Source organism: Actinomadura rugatobispora, assembly GCF_042656285.1.
GTDB lineage: Bacteria > Actinomycetota > Actinomycetes > Streptosporangiales > Streptosporangiaceae > Spirillospora > Spirillospora rugatobispora.
Map to the genome: position 1 here is coordinate 22,567 of NZ_JBHSON010000080.1, position 19,144 is coordinate 41,710.

The following is a 19,144-nucleotide window of genomic DNA, read 5'->3' on the forward strand; positions in this document are numbered from 1 at the left end:
TCTCATGACGTTTCAATGGCTTTGGCGGAACACCGCAAGTCTCGGCGGTTCACAGGTTATGGACGCGCCCACCCTTGCCGGCAACCCCTAGCCAACCCCAGACCGGTCAGGTGCCGCGCAGCTCCGTCCGGATGAAATCGAGCAGGTCATCGTCACTTCCCGTGGCCAGTTTCGCCAGCGCGGACGCCGGCTCCACGGCGTCGAACCGCGCGGCGAGCGCACGGAGCCTGGCCGCGACGGTCACCCGCAATTCTTCGTCGGCCACGGCCGCCAGCGACGATTCCAGCCTGGACAGTTGTCCGAGGACGGGTTCCGGTTCCGGATCGGCCGTTTCCGTCCCGCCGAGCCGCTCATGCAGGAATTCCGCGAGTGCGCTCGGATTCGGTTGTTCGAATGCGAGTGCCGGCGGCAGTTTCAGCCCGGTCTCCATGGTCAGCCTGTTCCGCAGTTCGATCGCGGCGAGCGAGTCGAACCCCAGATCGCGGAACGGGCGGGCGCCGTCGAGGGACGCGGGGGCGTTCGGTCCCAGCACCGCCGCCACCTGGGTGCGCACGAGGTCGCTCAGCATCCTTTCCCGCTCGCCGGGGGACGCCGCGTCGAACCGGTCCCGGAACGTGGACGCCGATGCCCGCCCGGACTCGGGCGCGGGCTCGGCGACGAGGTCGCGCAGCAGCAGGCCGGGCCTGCTCGCCCCCGCCGTCGCCTGGTAGCGCCGCCAGTCCATGTCGGCGACCAGGAGGAATGCCTCGTCCTGGGCGAGCGCCCGGCGCAGCGCGAGCAGCGCGGCGTCCGGATCGAGCTGGAAGACGCCCTGCACCTCGTCGACCTTGCGGAGCGCGCCCGCCATGCCCTCGCCCCGCCATGGCCCCCAGGCGATCGACGTCGCGGGCAGCCCGGCCGCCCGCCGGTGCGCCGCCAGCGCGTCGAGGAACGCGTTGCCGGGCGCGTAGTTCGCCTGTCCCAAGGCTCCGACGGTCGCGCCCGCCGACGAGAACAGCACGAACGCCGACAGGTCCAGGGACCGGGTCAGCTCGTGCAGGTGCCGCGCGCCGAGCAGCTTGGCCCGCAGCGCGCGGTCCATCTGCTCGACGGTCAGCGCGTCGGCCGCGGCGTCGTCCAGCGCGCCCGCCGCGTGCACGACCGTGGTCAGCGGGTGCTCGGCGGGGAGGCCGCCGATCAGGCGGGCGAGCGCGTCCCGGTCCGCGACGTCGCACGAGACGACCGTCACCCGCGCGCCCAGAGCGGTGAGCTCGGCCCGCAGCTCCCCCGCGCCCGGCGCGTCCAGGCCCTGCCTGCCGGCCAGCACCAGGTGCTCTGCCCCCTGTGCCGCGAGGTGGCGCGCCACGTGCGCGCCGAGCGCACCGGTGCCGCCGGTGATGAGGGTGGTCCCGCGCGGCCGCCACAACGGCGCCGCCGCCGGGGCGGGCGCCGGGAGCAGCCGCCGGGCCAGCACGCCGGCGTCCCGCACGGCGAGCTGGTCCTCGCCGCCGGGGGCCAGCACCGCGCGGGCGGCGCCCGCCGCCGCGTCCGGCGTCACCTCCGCCGGGAGGTCGACCAGGCCGCCCCAGCGCTCCGGCTGTTCCAGGGCGAGGACGGCCCCGAGTCCCCAGACCGTCGCCTGCCGGGTGCCCGCGACCCGGTCCCCGGCGGCGGCCGCGACCGCGTCCTGGGTGAGGCACCACAGCGGTGCCCGCACTCCGCTCTCGCCGAGGGCCTGGACGAGCGTCACGGTGGCGCGCAGCCCCATCGGCACGGCGGGGCTTCCCGCCACTGGTTCCTCGGCCAGCGCGAGCAGCGAGAGCACGGCGGTGACGGAGCCGGGGATCCGCCGGAGCCGTTCGGCGAGGGCGGCGCGGTCATCGCCGCCGACGGCCAGCGGCACGGCCACCACGCTGGGCAGGTCCGCGAACAAAGCCGCGAGGCGTTCGGCCCGCGCGTCGCCCGCCGGGACCACGAGCAGGAACACGGCTTCCCGCGCCTCGGCGTCCGGGCCGGTGAACGGCGCCCAGGAGACCTGGTAGCAGTGCCGCCCGACGGCGCTCTCCAGCGCGTGCCTGCGCTGCCAGCGCGCCACGGCGGGCAGCACCTCGCGCAGCGGCTGCCCGGGGTCCACGTCCAGTTCGGCGGCGACAGCGTCGGCGTCGGCGCCGTGCACCAGCTCCCAGAAGCGCGCGTCGTTCCCGGCGGGCCCGGCGGGCCGTTTCGCCTCCAGCCAGTAGCGCCGGCGCTGGAAGGGGTAGGTCGGCAGATCCACCGGCCGCGACGGCCCGGTGAAGTACCGGCGCCAGTCGGTCCGCAGACCGTGGACGTGCAGCGCGGCGACGGCCCCCAGCAGCGTGGCGGTCTCCGGGCGCTCGCGGCGCAGGCCCGCCGCAGCGATCACCCCCTCGTCACCCCGGCCGCGCACCAGCGAGGTCAGCGAACCGTCCGGACCCAGTTCCAGGAAACCGGTCACCCCGGCATCGACGGCAGCGGACACGCCATCGGCGAACCGCACCGTCTCCCGCACATGCCGCACCCAATACTCGGCACTGCCTACTTCATCAGCCACGACCCCGCCGGTCACATTGGAAATCAACGTCAATTCCGGGCGACGAAACTCCACACCCTCGATCGCCCGCCCGAAATCGGCCAGCACCGGCTCCATCAAGAACGAATGAAAACCATGCCCGACCGGCAACCGCCGCACCCGGCGCCCGCGCTCCGCCACCCGATCCAGCACCGTGCCCACCGCACTCTCATCGCCGGAGACCACCACCGCCTCCGGCCCGTTCACCGCCGCGATCTCCACCCCGTCCACCAGCAACCCGCCCACCTCGGACTCCGACGCCTCCAACGCGGCCATCGCCCCAGGCCCTGCATCACCCATCAACCGGCCACGAGCCACCACCAAACCCACGGCATCCGACAAGTTGAAAACACCGGCGACATGCGCAGCAACGATCTCCCCCAACGAATGACCCATCACCGCGTCGACCTCGACGCCCCACGAACACACCAAACGAAACAACGCCACTTCAAACGCGAACAAACCAAGCTGGGCAGACAACGTCCCAGTCACATCACCTCCCCCCTCGAACACCGCATCCCGCAACGAACAACCGATCAACGCATCCGCGACCCCGCACACCTCATCAAAAGCCTCACGAAAGACGTCGAACGCCTCATATAGTTCTCGCCCCATCCCCACACGTTCCGACCCCTGACCTGAGAACACCACCGCCAGCCGGCCGCCGCTCCGGGCCGTGCCGGTCGTCACGTTCGCCGCCGCCGTGCCGTCCGCCAGGGCCGCGAGACCTGCGAGCAGTTCGTCGTGTCCCGCCGCGACCACCACCGCCCGCCGCTCCAGCGCCGCCCGCGCCGACACCAGCGAGCGCGCCACATCCCCGAGTGCGACGTCCGGGCGCTGCTCCAGGAAGTCCCGCAACCGTGCGGCCTGGGCGCGCACCGCCTCGTCGGACTTCGCCGACACGAGGAACGGAAGGGCGGCGTCCTCGGTGGATCCCGCCGAGGCGCCGCGGGACTCCTCGGGTGCCTGTTCGACGATGACGTGGGCGTTGGTCCCGCTGACCCCGAACGCCGAGATCCCGGCACGCCAGGGCCGCTTCACCTCGGGCAGCGGGCTGTTCACGTCGGTGAGCTGGACGTTGCCCGTGGTCCAGTCCACGTGCGGGGACGGGTCGTCCAGATGCAGCGACGCCGGAACGACACCGTGCCGCAGCGCCAGCACCATCTTGATCACACCGGCGACCCCGGCCGCCGCCTGCGTGTGACCGATGTTCGACTTCACCGACCCCAGCAACACCGGACGGTCGCGCTCCTGGCCATAGGTCGCCAAGACCGCCTGCGCCTCGATCGGATCGCCGAGAGTCGTCCCGGTGCCGTGCGCCTCCACCACGTCCACGTCACCGGCCGACAGGCCCGCGCTCGCCAGCGCCGCACCGATCACCCGCTGCTGCGACAGACCATTCGGTGCCGTCAAACCGTTGGACGCACCGTCCTGATTCACCGCCGTGCCGCGCACGATCCCCAGGATCCGATGGCCGTTGCGCTCGGCGTCCGACAAACGCTCCAGCAGCACCAACCCCGCACCTTCGCCCCAGCCCGTGCCATCCGCGCCCGCCGCGAACGGCTTGCAGCGCCCATCCGCCGCCAACCCGCCCTGCCGGGAAAACTCCACGAACGCGGCGGGCGTCGCCATCACCGTCACGCCGCCCGCCAGCGCCAGATCGCACTCACCCGACCGCAACGACTGCACCGCAAGATGCAGGCCCACCAGCGACGACGAACACGCCGTGTCCACCGTCACCGCAGGCCCCACCAACCCGAACACATACGACAGGCGACCTGACAGGACGCTGCCGACACTGCCGGTGAGGGTGTATCCGGTGGCGGATTCCGGGATGTCGGCGTCCGATCCCGCGTAGTCCCGCCCGGACATGCCGGCGAAGACCCCGGTCCGGCTGCCCTTCAGCGAGGACGGGTCGATCCCGGCCCGCTCGAACAGCTCCCACGACGTCTCCAGCAGCAGCCGCTGCTGCGGATCCATCACCAGGGCCTCGTCCGGCGAGATCCCGAACAGCCCGGCGTCGAAGCCGCCCGCGTCGTCGAGGAAGCCGCCCCTGTGGGCGACCGACGTGCCCGGCTCGAAGAGCCCGCTCACGTCCCAGCCCCGGTCGGTGGGGAACCCGGTGATGGCGTCGGTGCCGGTGGACACCAGACGCCACAGGTCCTCGGGCGAGCCGGCACCGCCCGGAAAGTGGCACGCCATGGACACGATCGCGATGGGCTCCCCGGTCGCGGCACGGCGTCCGGGGTCGTCCGCCCGCCCGTCCCGGCCGGTGAGCCCGGCGTCCACGTGCTTCACCAGCTCGGCCGGGGTCGGGTGGTCGAACACCAGCGTGACCGGCAGGTCCATTCCGATGGCGGCGGCCAGGCGCTTGCGGAAGTCCACCGCGGTGAGGGATTCGAATCCCATGTCCTTGAACGCCTGGTCCACGGGGATGTCCGCCGGTGACGCGTGGCCGAGCACGTCCGCGGCCTGCCTGCGGACGAGGTCGAGCAACCGTGCCCGGCGTTCGCCGCCGGTGAGGCCCTGCCACTGCGACGGGATCGCCGCCGGGTCGGTGTCGCCCTCGTCGGGGACGGGCATGGCGGGGACGGGTGCGCCCGCCCGGCCGATCCAGTAGGCGTCGCGCTGGAAGGCGTAGGTCGGCAGGTCGATCCGGCGGCCGGCGGGAATGGGCCAGGTCACGGGCAGCCCGGCCGTCCAGGCTTCGGCGAGCGCGCGCAGCAGGCGGCCGTGCCCGCCGTCGTCGCGGCGCAGCGTCGCGAGCACGGTCGCGGCGGTGCCGGACGCCTCGCCCGTGCTCTCCAGGCTCAGGCTGAGGACGGGGTGGGCGCTGACCTCCACGAACCGGCGGTGGCCTCCGTCCAGCAGGGCCCGCGTCGCGTCGTGGAAGCGGACCTTGCCGCGCAGGTTGCGGATCCAGTAACCGCCGTCCAGCTCCCCCGCGCTCACCCAGTCGGCGGTGACGGACGACATCATCGGCACGGCCCCGGCGCCGGACAACGGGAGCCCGCCCAGGACGTCGCGCAGTTCCTCCAGAACGGCGTCCACCTGGACGGAGTGCGACGCGTAGTCCACGTCGATCCAGCGCGCCCGGATCTGGCGTTCCCCGCACGCGGCCACGAAGCCGGCCAGGGCGGTGCGCTCGCCGGCGACCACGACCGCGTTCGGGCCGTTCACGGCCGCCACCGAGAGCCCCGGATGGTCGGCGAGCATCGTCTCGGCCTCGTGTTCCGGCAGCGCGGCGGACACCATGCCGCCCACACCGGACAGCACCCGTCCCACGACGCGGCTGCGCTCCAGCACGACGCGGGCGCCCGCCTCCAGGCTGAGCCAGCCGCCCACCACCGCCGCGGCGACCTCACCCTGCGAGTGGCCGACGACCGCGTCCGGCGTGATCCCGCACGACTCCCACACCGCGGCCAGGGACACCATCACGGCGAACGTCGCGGGCTGCACGACGTCGACCCGGCTCAGCGCGTCGGCGTCGTCCAGGGCGTCGATCAGCGACCAGCCGGTCAGGGGGTCCAGCACCTCCGCGCACTCGGCCATGCGGGCCGCGAACACCGGTGTCGAGGCCAGCAGGCCGCGTCCCATGCCGGTCCACTGCGAGCCCTGCCCGGGGAACACGAACACCGTCCTGCCACCACCGCCGCGGGCCACGCCCCCGATCGCCCCGCCGCCGGGCTCGCCGGCGGCGATGTCCGCGAGGCCGGACAGCAGCTCCTCCCGGTCCTCCGCGACGACCACGGCGCGGTGGTCCAGCGCGGCCCGGGACGTCACGAGCGACCAGGACAGGTCCCGCATCCCGACCCCGGGGTCGGCCAGCAGGAACTCCCGCAGCCGCGCCGACTGCGCCCGCAGCGCCGCGGCCGAGTTCCCCGACACCGGGAACGGCGAGACCCGCGGGTCCCCGACGGGCTCCGGGGCCGGATCCTGGTCCGTGTCCGGCGGCGCCTGCTCCACGATCACGTGCGCGTTCGTCCCGCTCACCCCGAAGGACGACACCCCGGCCCGCCACGGCCGGTCCAGCGCGGGCAGCTCGCGCGCCCCGGCCGCCAGCTCGACGGCACCGCCGGACCAGTCCACGCGCGGGGTCGGCTCGGCCGCGTGCAGCGACGCCGGGACCACGCCGTGCCGCAGGGCGAGCAGCATCTTGATCACACCGGCGACCCCGGCGGCCGCCTGGGTGTGCCCGATGTTCGACTTGATCGATCCGAGCAGCAGCGGCCGCGGGCGGCCCTGGCCGTAGGTCGCCAGCAGCGCCTCCGCCTCGATCGGGTCGCCGAGCCGGGTGCCGGTGCCGTGCGCCTCGACCACGTCCACGTCGGCGGCGGACAGCCCGGCGCCGGCCAGCGCCGCCCGGATCACCCGCCGCTGCGCCACCCCGTTCGGCGCGGTCAGGCCGTTGGACGCGCCGTCCTGGTTGACCGCGGACCCCCGGATGAGGCCGAGGATCGGCCGCCCGTGGCGTTCGGCGGCCGACAGCCGCTCCAGCAGCAGCAGGCCGATGCCCTCGCCCCAGCCGGTGCCGTCCGCGGCGGCCGCGAACGGCTTGCAGCGGCCGTCCTCCGCCAGGCCGCCCTGCCGGGAGAACTCCACGAACGCGGCGGGCGTCGACATCACCGTCACCCCGCCCGCCAGCGCCAGATCGCATTCCCCCGCCCGCAGCGCCTGCGCGGCCAGATGCACCCCGACCAGGGACGCCGAGCACGCCGTGTCGACGGTCACCGCGGGACCTTGGAGGCCGAACACGTACGCGGCGCGGCCGGACAGGACGCTGCCGGCGCTGCCGATCACCGCGTGCGGGTTCGCCGCGCCGGCCTCCCGGGTCAGGTCGCGGTAGTCCTGGCCGTTGGTGCCGATGAAGAGCCCGGTGCGGCCGCCCTTGACCGACAGCGGGTCGATCCCCGCCCGTTCGAACGTCTCCCACGCGGTCTCCAGCAGGATCCGCTGCTGCGGGTCCATGGCCAGGGCCTCGCGCGGGGAGATCCCGAACAGCGCGGCGTCGAACCCCGCGGCGTCGCGGAGGAACCCGCCCACGTCCGTGTGGCTGGTGCCCGGTCGCGACCGGGACGGGTCGTGGACCTCGTCGACGTCCCAGCGGTCGGCGGGGAACCCGGTGAGCGCGTCGGTCCCGTCGACGAGCAGGTCCCACAGGTCCTCCGGTGAGGACACGCCGCCCGGCAGGCGGCATCCCATCGCGACGACGGCGATCGGCTCGGTGCGTTCGGACTCGACGTCGTGGAGCCGCCGCCGGGTCCGCTGGAGCTCGGCGGTGACCTTCTTCAGATACTCGACGATCTTGTCCTGGTTCTCCACTAGCCCAGCTCTCCGAACTCGCGATCGATGAAGTCGAGCACCTCGGCCGCCGACGTCGTGGCGAGGATCTCCTGCTCCGGCGGCCCGTCCGGCCCGGGACCGGACCGTTCGCGCGCCAGCCCGTGCGCCAGGGCGCGGAGCCGCGCGGAGATCTCCGGGTAGGACTCGTCGGCCGTGCCGACGGCGGCCAGGTCCGCCTCGATGCCGACGATCCCGCGCAGCACGCGCGCGGCCGCCGTCTCCTCCGGCGCCAGCCGGTCCGCCAGGTACTCGGCCAGCGCGGCGGCCGACGGGTAGTCGAACACCAGGCCGCCGGGCAGCACGAGGCCGGTGCGCGCGGCGAGCCGGTTCCGCAGTTCGACCGCGGTCAGGGAGTCGAAGCCCAGCTCGGCGAACGGCCGGTCCTCCCGGATCGCGCCGGGGTCGGTGTGGACGAGGACGGCCGCGACGCTCTCCCGCACGAGGTCGACCACGGCCGGGAGCCGCCGTTCGGGGGGCATCGCTGCCAGCCGCTCCGCGAACGGCTCCGCCGGGCGGGGCGCGGGCCCGGCGGCGTCGCCGAGCAGCGCGCGGAAGACCGGCGGGACGGCGTCGCCGGGCCGGGCCGGGGACGGCCGGAGCGGCACGAGGTACGGCAGCCCCGAGCTGAGGGCCGCGTCGAACAGCGCCGTGCCCTGGGTCTCGGTGAGCGTCTGCGCGCCGAGCCGCGCGAGCCTGCGCAGCTGGACATCGTCGAGCGTGCCGGTCATGCCGCCCGACCCCGTCCACGGCCCCCAGGCCAGCGCGGTCGCGGGCAGCCCCGCGGCGTGGCGGTGCCGGGCCAGCGCGTCGAGGAACGCGTTGGCCACCAGGTAGTTGCCCTGGCCGGGCACGCCGATGGCGGCGGCGGCCGAGGAGAACAGCACGAACAGTTCGAGGTCGAGGTCGCGGGTCAGCTCGTGCAGGTGCCAGGCGGCGTCGGCCTTGGGGCGCAGCACTCGGTCCAGCCGGTCCGGGTGGAGCGCCTGGACGGTCCCGTCGTCCAGCACGCCCGCCACGTGGACGACACCCGTCAGGGGGTGTTCGCCTGGGATCGCCGCGAGCAGCTCTGCCAGCGCGGACCTGTCGCCGACGTCGCAGCGGGCGAATTCGACGTCGGCGCCCAGTTCGCGCAGGTCGGCCTCCAAACGGGCGGCGTCCGGGGCGTCCCTGCCCGTCCTGCTCGCCAGCAGCAGCCGCCGGGCCCCGCGGTGGGCGGCCAGGTGCCGGGCGATGATCCGGCCAAGGCCGCCGGTGGCGCCGGTGACCAGGACCGTGCCCCGCGGGTCGAGCGGCGTCGGATCCTGCGGCGCCGTCGCCGGCGCGCGGACCAGGCGGCGTGCGTGCGGGCGCCCGTCCCGGACGGCGATCTCGGGTTCGCCGGTGGCCAGCGCCTCGGCCAGCCCCGCGCCGGTGAGCGGCCGCCCGTCGGGGACCAGCAGCACGAACCGTCCCGGGTGCTCGGCCTGCGCGGCGCGCACCAGCCCCCGGACGGCGGTGCCGATCATGTCGGCCGGGCCGGGGCCGGGGTCCGGGACGACCAGTGCCAGGGCGGTGCCCGCGAGCCGGGGCTCGTCCAGCAGCGCCTGGATCAGGGCGAGCGCCTGCCCGGCGGCCGCGCGCACTCCCGCCGGGACGTCGTCGTGCGCGCCGGGGGCGATGTGGGCGAGCACGGCGTCGGGCCGGGGGAGGCCGTCCGCGATGGCATCGGCCAGTTTCGCCAGGTCCGGGAAGGTCTCGATGACCGGCCCGGCCGCCGGGGACGGATCGCCGACGGCGACGAGGTGGCGCGGCGAACCGGGGCTCTCCTCGGCCTGCACCGGGACCCAGTCGGTGGTGAGCAGTGCCTCCCGCACGATCGCGCCGGGATCGGGCGCGGCCGGTCGCGCCGGGGACGGCCAGTAGCGGCGGTGCTGGAAGGCGTAGGTCGGCAGTTCGACCGAGCGCGGTGCGCCGGGGAGATGGCGCGTCCAGTCGACCGGGACACCGCGGGTGTACTGGGCGGCGACGGCGTCCAGCAGCGTGGCGGCCTCCGGCCGGCCGCGCCGCTGAGCCGCGGTGGCGACCACCCCGCCAGGCACGACACCCTGCACCAGTGAGGTCAGCGAGCCGTCCGGACCCAATTCCAGGAAACCGGTCACCCCGGTAGCGAGTGCAGCGGTCACACCGTCGGCGAACCGCACCGTCTCCCGCACATGCCGCACCCAATACTCAGCACCGCATACCTCATCAGCCACGGCCCCACCGGTCACGTTCGAGATCAATTCCAGATCCGGCCGGCGGAACTCCACACCCTCGATCGCCCGCCCGAACTCCTCCAACATCGACTCCATCAAGAACGAATGGAAACCATGGCCGACCGGCAACCGCCGCACCCGGTGTCCCCGTTCCGCCACCCGCTCCACCACTCGACCCACGGCGTCCTCATCACCGGAGACCACCACCGCCTCCGGCCCGTTGACCGCCGCGATCTCCGCACCGGCCACCAGCAAGCCGCCTACTTCCGACTCCGACGCACCCACCGCGGCCATCACCCCAGGCGCCGCACCCTCCATCAACCGCCCACGCGCCACCACCAGACGCACCGCGTCCACCACGTCGAAGACACCGGCCACGTGCGCGGCGACGATCTCCCCCAAGGAATGGCCCAACACCACATCAACGTGAACACCCCACGAACGCACCAGACGAAACAACGCCACCTCGAAAGCGAACAGCCCGAGCTGGGCGAACAACGTCCCATCACCGGCACCGTCGAACACCGCATCCCGCAACGAGCAACCGATCAGCCCATCCGCGACCCCGCACACCTCATCGAAAGCCTCGCGAAAGACATCGAAAGCCTCATACAGCTCCCGCCCCATCCCCACGCGCTCCGACCCCTGCCCCGAGAACACCACCGCCAGCCGGGCATCGCGGACCGCCGGGGACGTGGCGCCGATCCGGTCGAGTCCGGCCAGCAGCTCGCCGCGGGTCGCGGCCACCACCACCGCGCGGTGCTCCAGCTCCGCGCGTGCCGACGCCAGCGTCCACGCCACGTCGGCCTGGCCGAGGGAGGGGCGGTCGGCGAGGAACTCGCGCAGCCGCGCCGCCTGCGCGCGCAGCGCCTCGTCCGACTTGCCGGAGACGACGAACGCCAGCGGCAGGCCGTCCGCGGAAGGCGTCGCGGGTTCGGCGGGCGGGGCCGGGGACGCCTGTTCGATGGTCACGTGCGCGTTGGTGCCGCTGATCCCGAACGACGACACGGCGGCCCGCCAGGGGCGGTCGAGCGCGGGCAGCGGCCGCGGCCCGGTGACCACCTCGACGGCGCCGCCGGTCCAGTCCACGTGCGGCGTCGGCTCGTCCACGTGCAGCGACGCCGGGACCACACCGTGCCGCAGGGCGAGGACCATCTTGATCACGCCGGCGACCCCGGCGGCCGCCTGGGTGTGCCCGATGTTCGACTTCAGCGAGCCGAGCAGCACCGGCCGCTCGCGCTCGTCCTGCCCGTAGGTGGCGAGCAGCGCCTGCGCCTCGATGGGGTCGCCGAGCACGGTCCCGGTGCCGTGCGCCTCGACCACGTCCACGTCGGCGGCGGACAGCCCGGCGCCCGCCAGCGCCGACCGGATCACCCGCTGCTGCGACAACCCGTTCGGTGCCGTCAGGCCGTTGGACGCGCCGTCCTGGTTGACGGCGGAGCCGCGCAGGATCCCCAGGATCCGCCTGCCGTTGCGCACGGCGTCGGGGAGGCGTTCGAGCAGCACCAGGCCGGCGCCCTCGGCCCATCCGGTGCCGTCGGCGGCGGCCGCGAACGGCTTGCAGCGGCCGTCGCCCGACAGGCCGCCCTGCCGGGCGAACTCCATGAACGCGGCGGGCGTCGCCATCACCGTCACCCCGCCCGCCAACGCCAGATCGCACTCACCCGACCGCAGCGACTGCGCCGCCAGATGCAGGCCCACCAGCGACGACGAACACGCCGTGTCCACCGTCACCGCGGGCCCTTCCAGGCCGAACACGTAGGCGACACGGCCGGACAGCACGCTCCCGGAGCCGCCGGTGAGCGCGTAGCCGGACGGCTCGTCGCCGGTCGTGTGGGTCAGCGCCGCCCAGTCCTGGCTGTTGCCCCCGGCGAACACGCCGGTCTGGCTGCCGCGCAGGGAGAGCGGGTCGATGCCGGCCCGCTCGAACAGTTCCCAGGAGGTCTCCAGCAGCAGCCGCTGCTGCGGGTCCATCGCCGCCGCCTCGCGCGGCGAGATCCCGAACAGCTCCGCGTCGAAACCGGCCGCGTCCGCGAGGAAGCCGCCGCGCGCCGCCCGCCCGAGGTCCGGCACGTCCCACCCGCGATCGGCGGGGAAGTCGCCGATCGCGTCCCGTCCGTCGGACAGCATCTCCCACAGACCGTCCGGAGAGGTGACCCCGCCGGGCAGCCGGCACGCCATACCCACGATCGCGATCTGCTCGCCCTCCGCGCGCGCCCGCACGGCGCCGGGCGCCGCCCGTGCGCCGGACACCCGCGCGTCCAGGTACTCCGCGACCGCGCGCGGCGTCGGATGGTCGAAGACCAGCGTGGCCGGGATCTCCATCCCGGTGGCCGTGGCGAGGCGGTTGCGCAGTTCCACGGACATCAGGGAGTCGAAGCCGAGGTCTTTGAAGGACCGGGAGCCGTCGACCGCGTCGGCGGAGGTGTAGGCGAGCGTCGCACTCGTCTCGGCCAGGACCGCCGCGCCGATCGCGGCGCGGCGGGCGGGCTCGGGCAGGCCGGACATCTCCTGCCGCCAGGCGGCGGCGCCTTCGTCCGCGCCGGGGTCGCGGCGCGCGGCGCGGGCCTCGGGCAGGTCGCCGATCAGGGGGCTCGGGCGGGAGCTGGTGAAGGCCGCGGCGAAACGCTCCCAGTCGATGTCGGCGACCACGAGGTGCGCGGCGTCCGCGCCGAGCACCCGGTGCAGCACGCCGAGCGCGAGGCCGGGGTCCATGGCGCGCAGGCCGTTACGGGCCAGGGCCGCGTCCAGGTCCCCCTGCGCGATCATCCCGTCGCCGGCCCAGCTTCCCCAGTCCACGCAGGTGGCGGGCAGGCCCCGCGCGCGCCGCCGCGCGGCCAGGCCGTCCAGGTGGGCGTTGCCGGCGGCGTAGGCGCCCTGCGTCCCGCCGCCCCAGGCCGCCGCGCCCGACGAGAACAGCACGAACCGTTCGAGCGGGCGGCCGGCGGTCAGTTCGTCCAGGTGCCGCGCCCCGGCGACCTTGGCGGCGGTCGCCGCGGCCAGGCCACCGGCGGTCAGCTCGTCCAGCGCGCCGAACTCCGCCACGCCCGCGGCGTGCAGGACGGCGGTCAGCTCGGGCAGGTCTGCCAGCACCCCGGCCACGGCCGCGCGATCGGCGACGTCGCAGGCCACGACGGTCACGGCGGCACCGGTCTCCTCCAGCTCCGCGGTCAGGGCCGCGGCCCCCGGGGCGGCCGGGCCGCGACGGCTCAGCAGCACGACGTGCCCGGCGCCGCAGCGGACGGCCCAGCGCGCCAGATGCGCGCCCAGGCCGCCGGTGCCGCCGGTGATGAGCACCGTCCCGGACGGCTGCCAGGCGGGTTCGGCCGCGGGCGGCACGGCCCGGACGAGGCGGCGGGCCAGGACTCCGGTGCCGCGGATCGCGACCTGGTCCTCGCCACCCGCGCCACCCAGCACGCCGCCCAGTGCGCGCAGGTCCCGCTCGCCGGGCTCGGCGGGCAGGTCGGCCAGTCCGCCCCAGCGGCGCGGGTGTTCGAGGGCGGCCACGCGGCCCAGACCCCAACTCTGGGTCTGGGCCGGGTTGACCTCGGTGTCGTCCGGGCCGGTCGCGACCGCCCCGGACGTCACGCACCACAGCGGCGCCTCGACGCCCGCGTCCCCCAGCGCCTGGAGCACCGCGAGCGTCCCGGCCAGACCTCGGGGCACGGCGCCGTGGGCGGGGTGCGGGCGCTCGTCCATGGCCAGCAGGGACACGACCCCGTCCACCGCGGGCAGGGCGCGCAGCCGCTCGGCGAGTTCGCCGCGTCCCATCGCGGGGTCCCACCCGGTGGTCACGATCTCGGCGGAGGATCGCAGGGCGTCCAGCACGGCGGCCCACGGCTCCTGGTCCTCCTCACCGTCCGGCAGTACCGCCAGCCAGGTGCCGGACAGCGCGCGGCTGGACGCGGGGACGGGCCGCCAGGCTTCCCGGTAGCACCACGCGTCCGTTCTTGATTCCGGGGACGGGGACCCGCCGTCCGGCCGGAGCCTCTCCAGCCAGTAGTGCTCGTGCTGGAAGGGGTAGGAGGGGAGGTCGAGGAGTCGGCCCGTGCCGCCGTAGTAGTCGCGCCAGCCAACGGTCAGGCCGTGGGCGTACTGGGCGGCGACGGCGTCCAGCAGGGTGGCGGCCTCCGGCCGGCCGCGCCGCTGAGCCGCGGTGGCGACCACCCCGCCGGGCACGACACCCTGCACCAGCGAAGTCAGCGAACCGTCCGGTCCCAATTCCAGGAAACCGGTCACCCCGGCATCGACAGCAGCGGTGACACCGTCGGCGAACCGCACCGTCTCCCGCACATGCCGCACCCAATACTCGGCACTGCCTACTTCATCGGCCACGACCCCGCCGGTCACATTGGAAACCAGCGTCAATTCCGGACGACGAAACTCCACACCCTCGATCGCCCGCCCGAAATCCGCCAGCACCGGCTCCATCAAGAACGAATGGAAACCATGCCCGACCGGCAACCAACGCACCCGACGCCCCAACCCCGCCGCGCGCTCCACCACCCGGCCGACCGCATCCTCATCACCGGAGAGCACCACCGCCTCCGGCCCGTTCACCGCCGCGATCTCCACCCCATCCAGCAACAACCCGCGCGCCTCCGACTCCGGCGCCCCCACCGCGGCCATCACCCCGGGCGCCGCACCCTCCATCAGCCGACCACGCGCCACCACCAGACGCACCGCGTCCGCCAGATCAAAAACACCCGCCACATACGCGGCAACGATCTCCCCCAACGAATGACCCAGCACCACGTCGACCGCCACACCCCACGACCGCACCAAACGGAACAACGCCACCTCAAAGGCGAACAACCCAAGCTGAGCGAACAACGTCCCGCCGACACCGGCACCGTCGAACACCGCATCCCGCAGCGAACAGCCGATCAGCCCATCCGCAACCCCGCACACCTCATCGAAAGCCTCACGGAAAACATCAAAACCCTCATACAGCTCCCGGCCCATCCCCACACGCTCCGAGCCCTGACCGGAGAACACCACCGCCAGGCGGCCGCCGTCCTCGGCGGCCGGGGGCAGGGTGCTCGCGCCCTCGGCCAGGGCCGTCAGGGCGGATACGGCGTCCTCCCGCTCCCGCCCGACGATCAGCGCGCGGTGCGCCAGCGGCGCCCGGCGGGCCAGCGAGAACCCGATGTCGCGCAGCTCCGCGCCGGGGTTCTCCCGCATGAACGCCGCCATCCGGCCCGCCTGATCGCGCAGCGCGCGCCCGGTGGCCGCGGACAGCGGCAGCGGAACCGGTTCCGGCTCGGAGGCCGGTCCTGGCGGCGCCTCCTCGGGGGCCTGCTCCAGGATCACGTGCGCGTTGGTGCCGCTGATCCCGAACGAGGACACACCGGCGCGGCGCGGCCGTCCGGTCTCGGGCCACGGCGCCGGCTCGGTCAGCAGCCGGACGCCGTCCGCCGGCCAGTCGACGTGCGGCGTCGGCTCGTCCACGTGCAGGGTCCTCGGCAGCACGCCGTGCCGCATCGCCAGCACCATCTTGATCACGCCGCCCACCCCGGCCGCCGCCTGGGCGTGCCCGATGTTGGACTTCAGCGACCCGAGCAGCAGCGGGCGGTCGCGGTCCCGGCCGTAGGCGGCGATGAGGGCCTGCGCCTCGATCGGGTCGCCGAGCACGGTCCCGGTGCCGTGCGCCTCGACGGCGTCCACGTCGGCCGCCGCCAGCCCGGCGCCGGCCAGCGCTTCGAGCACCACCCGCCGCTGCGCCGACATGCTCGGCGCGCTCAGCCCGTTGGAGGCGCCGTCCTGGTTGACCGCGCTGCCGCGGACCACCGCCAGGACGCGGTCGCCGTCCCGCCGCGCGTCGGCGAGCCGCTTCAGGACCAGGACGCCGACGCCTTCGCCGAGGCCCGTCCCGTCCGCCGCCGCGGCGAACGCCTTGCACCGGCCGTCCGCCGCCAGTCCGCCCTGCCGGATGAACTCCAGGATGAGGAACGGGCCGGCCATCACCGTCACGCCGCCGGCCAGCGCGAGGGAGCATTCGCCGGAGCGCAGCGACTGCGCGGCCAGGTGCAGCGCCACCAGCGACGACGAGCACGCCGTGTCGACCGTCACCGCGGGCCCTTCGAGGCCGAAGGTGTAGGCCACCCGCCCCGAGGCGACGCTCATGAGGTTGCCGGTCAGCAGGTGGCCCCGCGCGGACTCGGGGGTGTTCACCAGGTCGCCGGCGTAGTCGCGGCTGGACATCCCGGCGAACACGCCGGTGCGGGTGCCGTGCAGCGCGTGCGGGTCGATCCCGGCCGCCTCGAACGCCTCCCACGAGGTCTCCAGCAGCAGCCGCTGCTGCGGGTCCATCGCCGCCGCCTCGCGCGGCGAGATCCCGAAGAACGCGGCGTCGAAGCCGCCGGGGGCGGTGAGGAAGCCGCCGCGCGGGACCGAGCCGCCGATCGTCGGCGGGCGCGGCCAGCCGCGGTCGGCGGGCCAGTCCGAGACGGCGTCGCCGCCGTCCAGCAGGAACCGCCAGAGCCGCTCGGGCGATCCGATGTCGCCGGGGTAGCGGCAGGCCATGCCGATGATGGCGATCGGCTCGTCGGTGCGGCCGGGCGGGACAGGCGCGGCGGGCGGGTCGGCCGCGGGACGGCCCTCGCCCTCCAGCAGGTCGAGGAGGTGCGCGGCGAGGGCGGCGGGGGTCGCGTGGTCGAAGACGGCGGTCGCCGGGAGGCGCAGCCCCGTCTCCTCGTTGAGCCGGTTGCGCAGCTGCACGCCGGTGAGCGAGTCGAAGCCGAAGTCGCGGAAGGACGTCCGCGGGGACATCGGGACGGAGCCGTCCAGGCCGAGCACCGCCGTGGCCGCGGCACCGATCACCTCCTGGGCCAGGCGTGCCCGTTCGGTCCCGGGCAGGCCCGCGAGCCGCTGGGCGAAGCCCGTGACGGCGGGCGCGGGACGCGGCGCGCCGGCGCCGGGTTCTCCGAGTTCCGGGAACTCCACCCGGCGCGCGCCGTATTCGGCGAAATGCCTGTCCCAGTCGATCGGGACGCCCGCGACATATGCCTCGGCCACCGCCGTGCGAAAACGCGCGAGGTCGCCGCGCCCTTTCAGCAGGGAGCCCAGGGCGACGGCGTCTATTCCGCTCTGTTCGAAGGCGTCCTGCATCGCCAAGGTCAATACCGGGCGCGGGCTCGCCTCGATGAAAAACCGGTATCCGTGCTCCAGCATCCGCCGCAGCGTCGAATCGAACAGCACGGGCCTGCACAGATTGTCCGGCCAGTAATCCTCGTCGAGAAGCGCGGTGTCCAGGACGTCACCGGTGACCGTGGAATAGCGCGGAATCGCGGACGCCCGCGGTGCGAGCGGGGCCAGCGCGGCACGGGTCGATTCACGGATCTGCTCCATCTGCGGCGAATGCACCGCGACACCGACGGGCAGCCTCCTGGCCCACACCCCGGCGGCGTCGAGCCGGGCCAGCAGCCCGGCCACCGCGTCCGGCTCACCGGTGACCACGGTCGAGTGCGGGCCGCTGAACCCGGCGACGAACAGCTCTCCGGGACGGTCCGCGAGGTAGGGGGCGAGGTCGGCCGGCGACAGCGCGACCGTGCCCATCTCGCCCTGGCCGTAGTACCTCCCCTGTTCCCGGCTCCACCGGGCGACCACCCGTGCCGCGTCCCCGGCGGACAGGCCGCCGACGGCGTACGCGGAGACGACCTCGCCGACGCTGTAGCCGACCACCGCCGCCGGGTCCACGCCGGCCGAGCGCCACAGGGCGCCGAGGCCGGCCATCACCGCGCACAGCGTCGGCTGGATGATCTCGGGGCGCTCCAGCGCGGGCGCCCCGGGGACACCGCGCAGCACGTCCATGACCGACCAGTCCAGATACGGTGCGAGCGCTGCGGCGAACGCCTCGGCCTCGGCGCGGAAGACCGGCGCGGAGGCGAGCAGCTCGGCGGCCATCGCCGGCCACTCCGAGCCCGAGCCGGGGAACACCATCGCGACGGGCGCGTCCGGCAGCGCGGTGCCCACCGTCGTCCCGGCCGGGGCGGCCCCGGCGGCGAGCCCCTCCAGCGCGGCCAGCAGCTCCGCGCGATCGGTGGCGAGGATGCCCGCGCGGAAGGGGTCGCCGGGGTCGGCGGCGGCGAGGGAGTAGCCGAGATCGGGCAGGGCGAGGTCCGGCGACCCGAGCACGAGGTCGCGGAGGGCGGCCGCGCGCGCGGCGAGATCCTCCCGGCGCGGCGCCGACAGCACGCACAGCACGGGCACCGGGGTCTGTCCTTGCGGTTCGCTGGTCATCGCACTCCGCCGCTACCGGCGCCCGCTCCGGGACGCCGGACACCGCATCCGCGCGTCACGAAGTCCGGGCGAAACCTTATGCATATCGGGAACCTAGCTAAAAGACCCCCTAAACCAGCACCCCTAGCGCACCCGGAGCGGGCACCGAAGGCTCCCCACCTGTGTTGACAGCCTGAAATCGGCGACTTAAATTGGCCGCGGACACGGCCTCATGGTCCATGAATACCATCCCGGCGAGAGCTGAATTCACCCCGAAAGGAACGGACCATTGTCCAACGCCACCGCACGAGTCATGTTCTTCGAGATCGGCAGCCGCGACCCCGGTGCGGCCGAGAAGTTCTACGAGCAGGCATTCGGCTGGAGCTTCACCGAGGGAAAGGGGAACCCGTTCAGCTTCGCCAACACTCCGGAGGGCAGCAACATGCCGTTCGGCACCGTGTTCGACACCAAGCTGACGCCGGAGGGGACCGAGGTGCCCGAGGAGTACGTGACGCTGGTCCTCCAGGTCGACGACCTGAGGGACACCTGCCGGCGGGTCGAGGAGGCCGGCGGCCGGGTCACGATCCCGCCGATGAAGAACGAGGACGGCACCTTCGACATCGCGCACGTCCGGGACAACCGGGGCACCCTGATCGGCCTGTTCTCCATGAACATGAGCCAGGACTCGACGCCGAACCCCAACGCGGTCGAGCCCGGGACGACCCCGGTCCCGGACGCGCTCAAGGATGTCTGAGCCGGCCCGTCCGAACACACCGAA

3 protein-coding genes are annotated in these 19,144 nt (G+C 74.3%); 1 reads left to right on the top strand and 2 read right to left on the bottom strand.

Going from position 1 to position 19,144, the window contains the following annotated elements; all coding sequences use genetic code 11:
• Positions 1–106 precede the first annotated feature (106 nt).
• Entirely contained in the window at positions 107–7,891 is a 7,785-nt protein-coding gene (locus tag ACFPZN_RS41280) for a type I polyketide synthase (protein WP_378288040.1), read from the bottom strand.
• Complete coding sequence (locus ACFPZN_RS41285) at positions 7,891–18,387, bottom strand: SDR family NAD(P)-dependent oxidoreductase (RefSeq protein WP_378288041.1); 10,497 nt, start codon at positions 18,385–18,387, stop codon at positions 7,891–7,893. Before ACFPZN_RS41285 ends, ACFPZN_RS41280 begins: the two co-directional genes overlap by 1 nt.
• Before the next feature lie 268 nt (positions 18,388–18,655).
• On the opposite strand from ACFPZN_RS41285, the gene ACFPZN_RS41290 reads away from it, so the two are divergent.
• The gene (locus ACFPZN_RS41290) at positions 18,656–19,120 is read left to right on the top strand and encodes a VOC family protein (protein WP_378288042.1); all 465 of its coding nucleotides are present in this window, start codon (positions 18,656–18,658) and stop codon (positions 19,118–19,120) included.
• Positions 19,121–19,144: the final 24 nt, after the last annotated feature.

Bases quoted from the DNA above. Each gene is read 5' to 3' on its own strand.
- ACFPZN_RS41285 (WP_378288041.1), bottom strand. From the start codon at position 18,387: ATGACCAGCGAACCGCAAGGACAGACCCCGGTGCCCGTGCTGTGCGTG.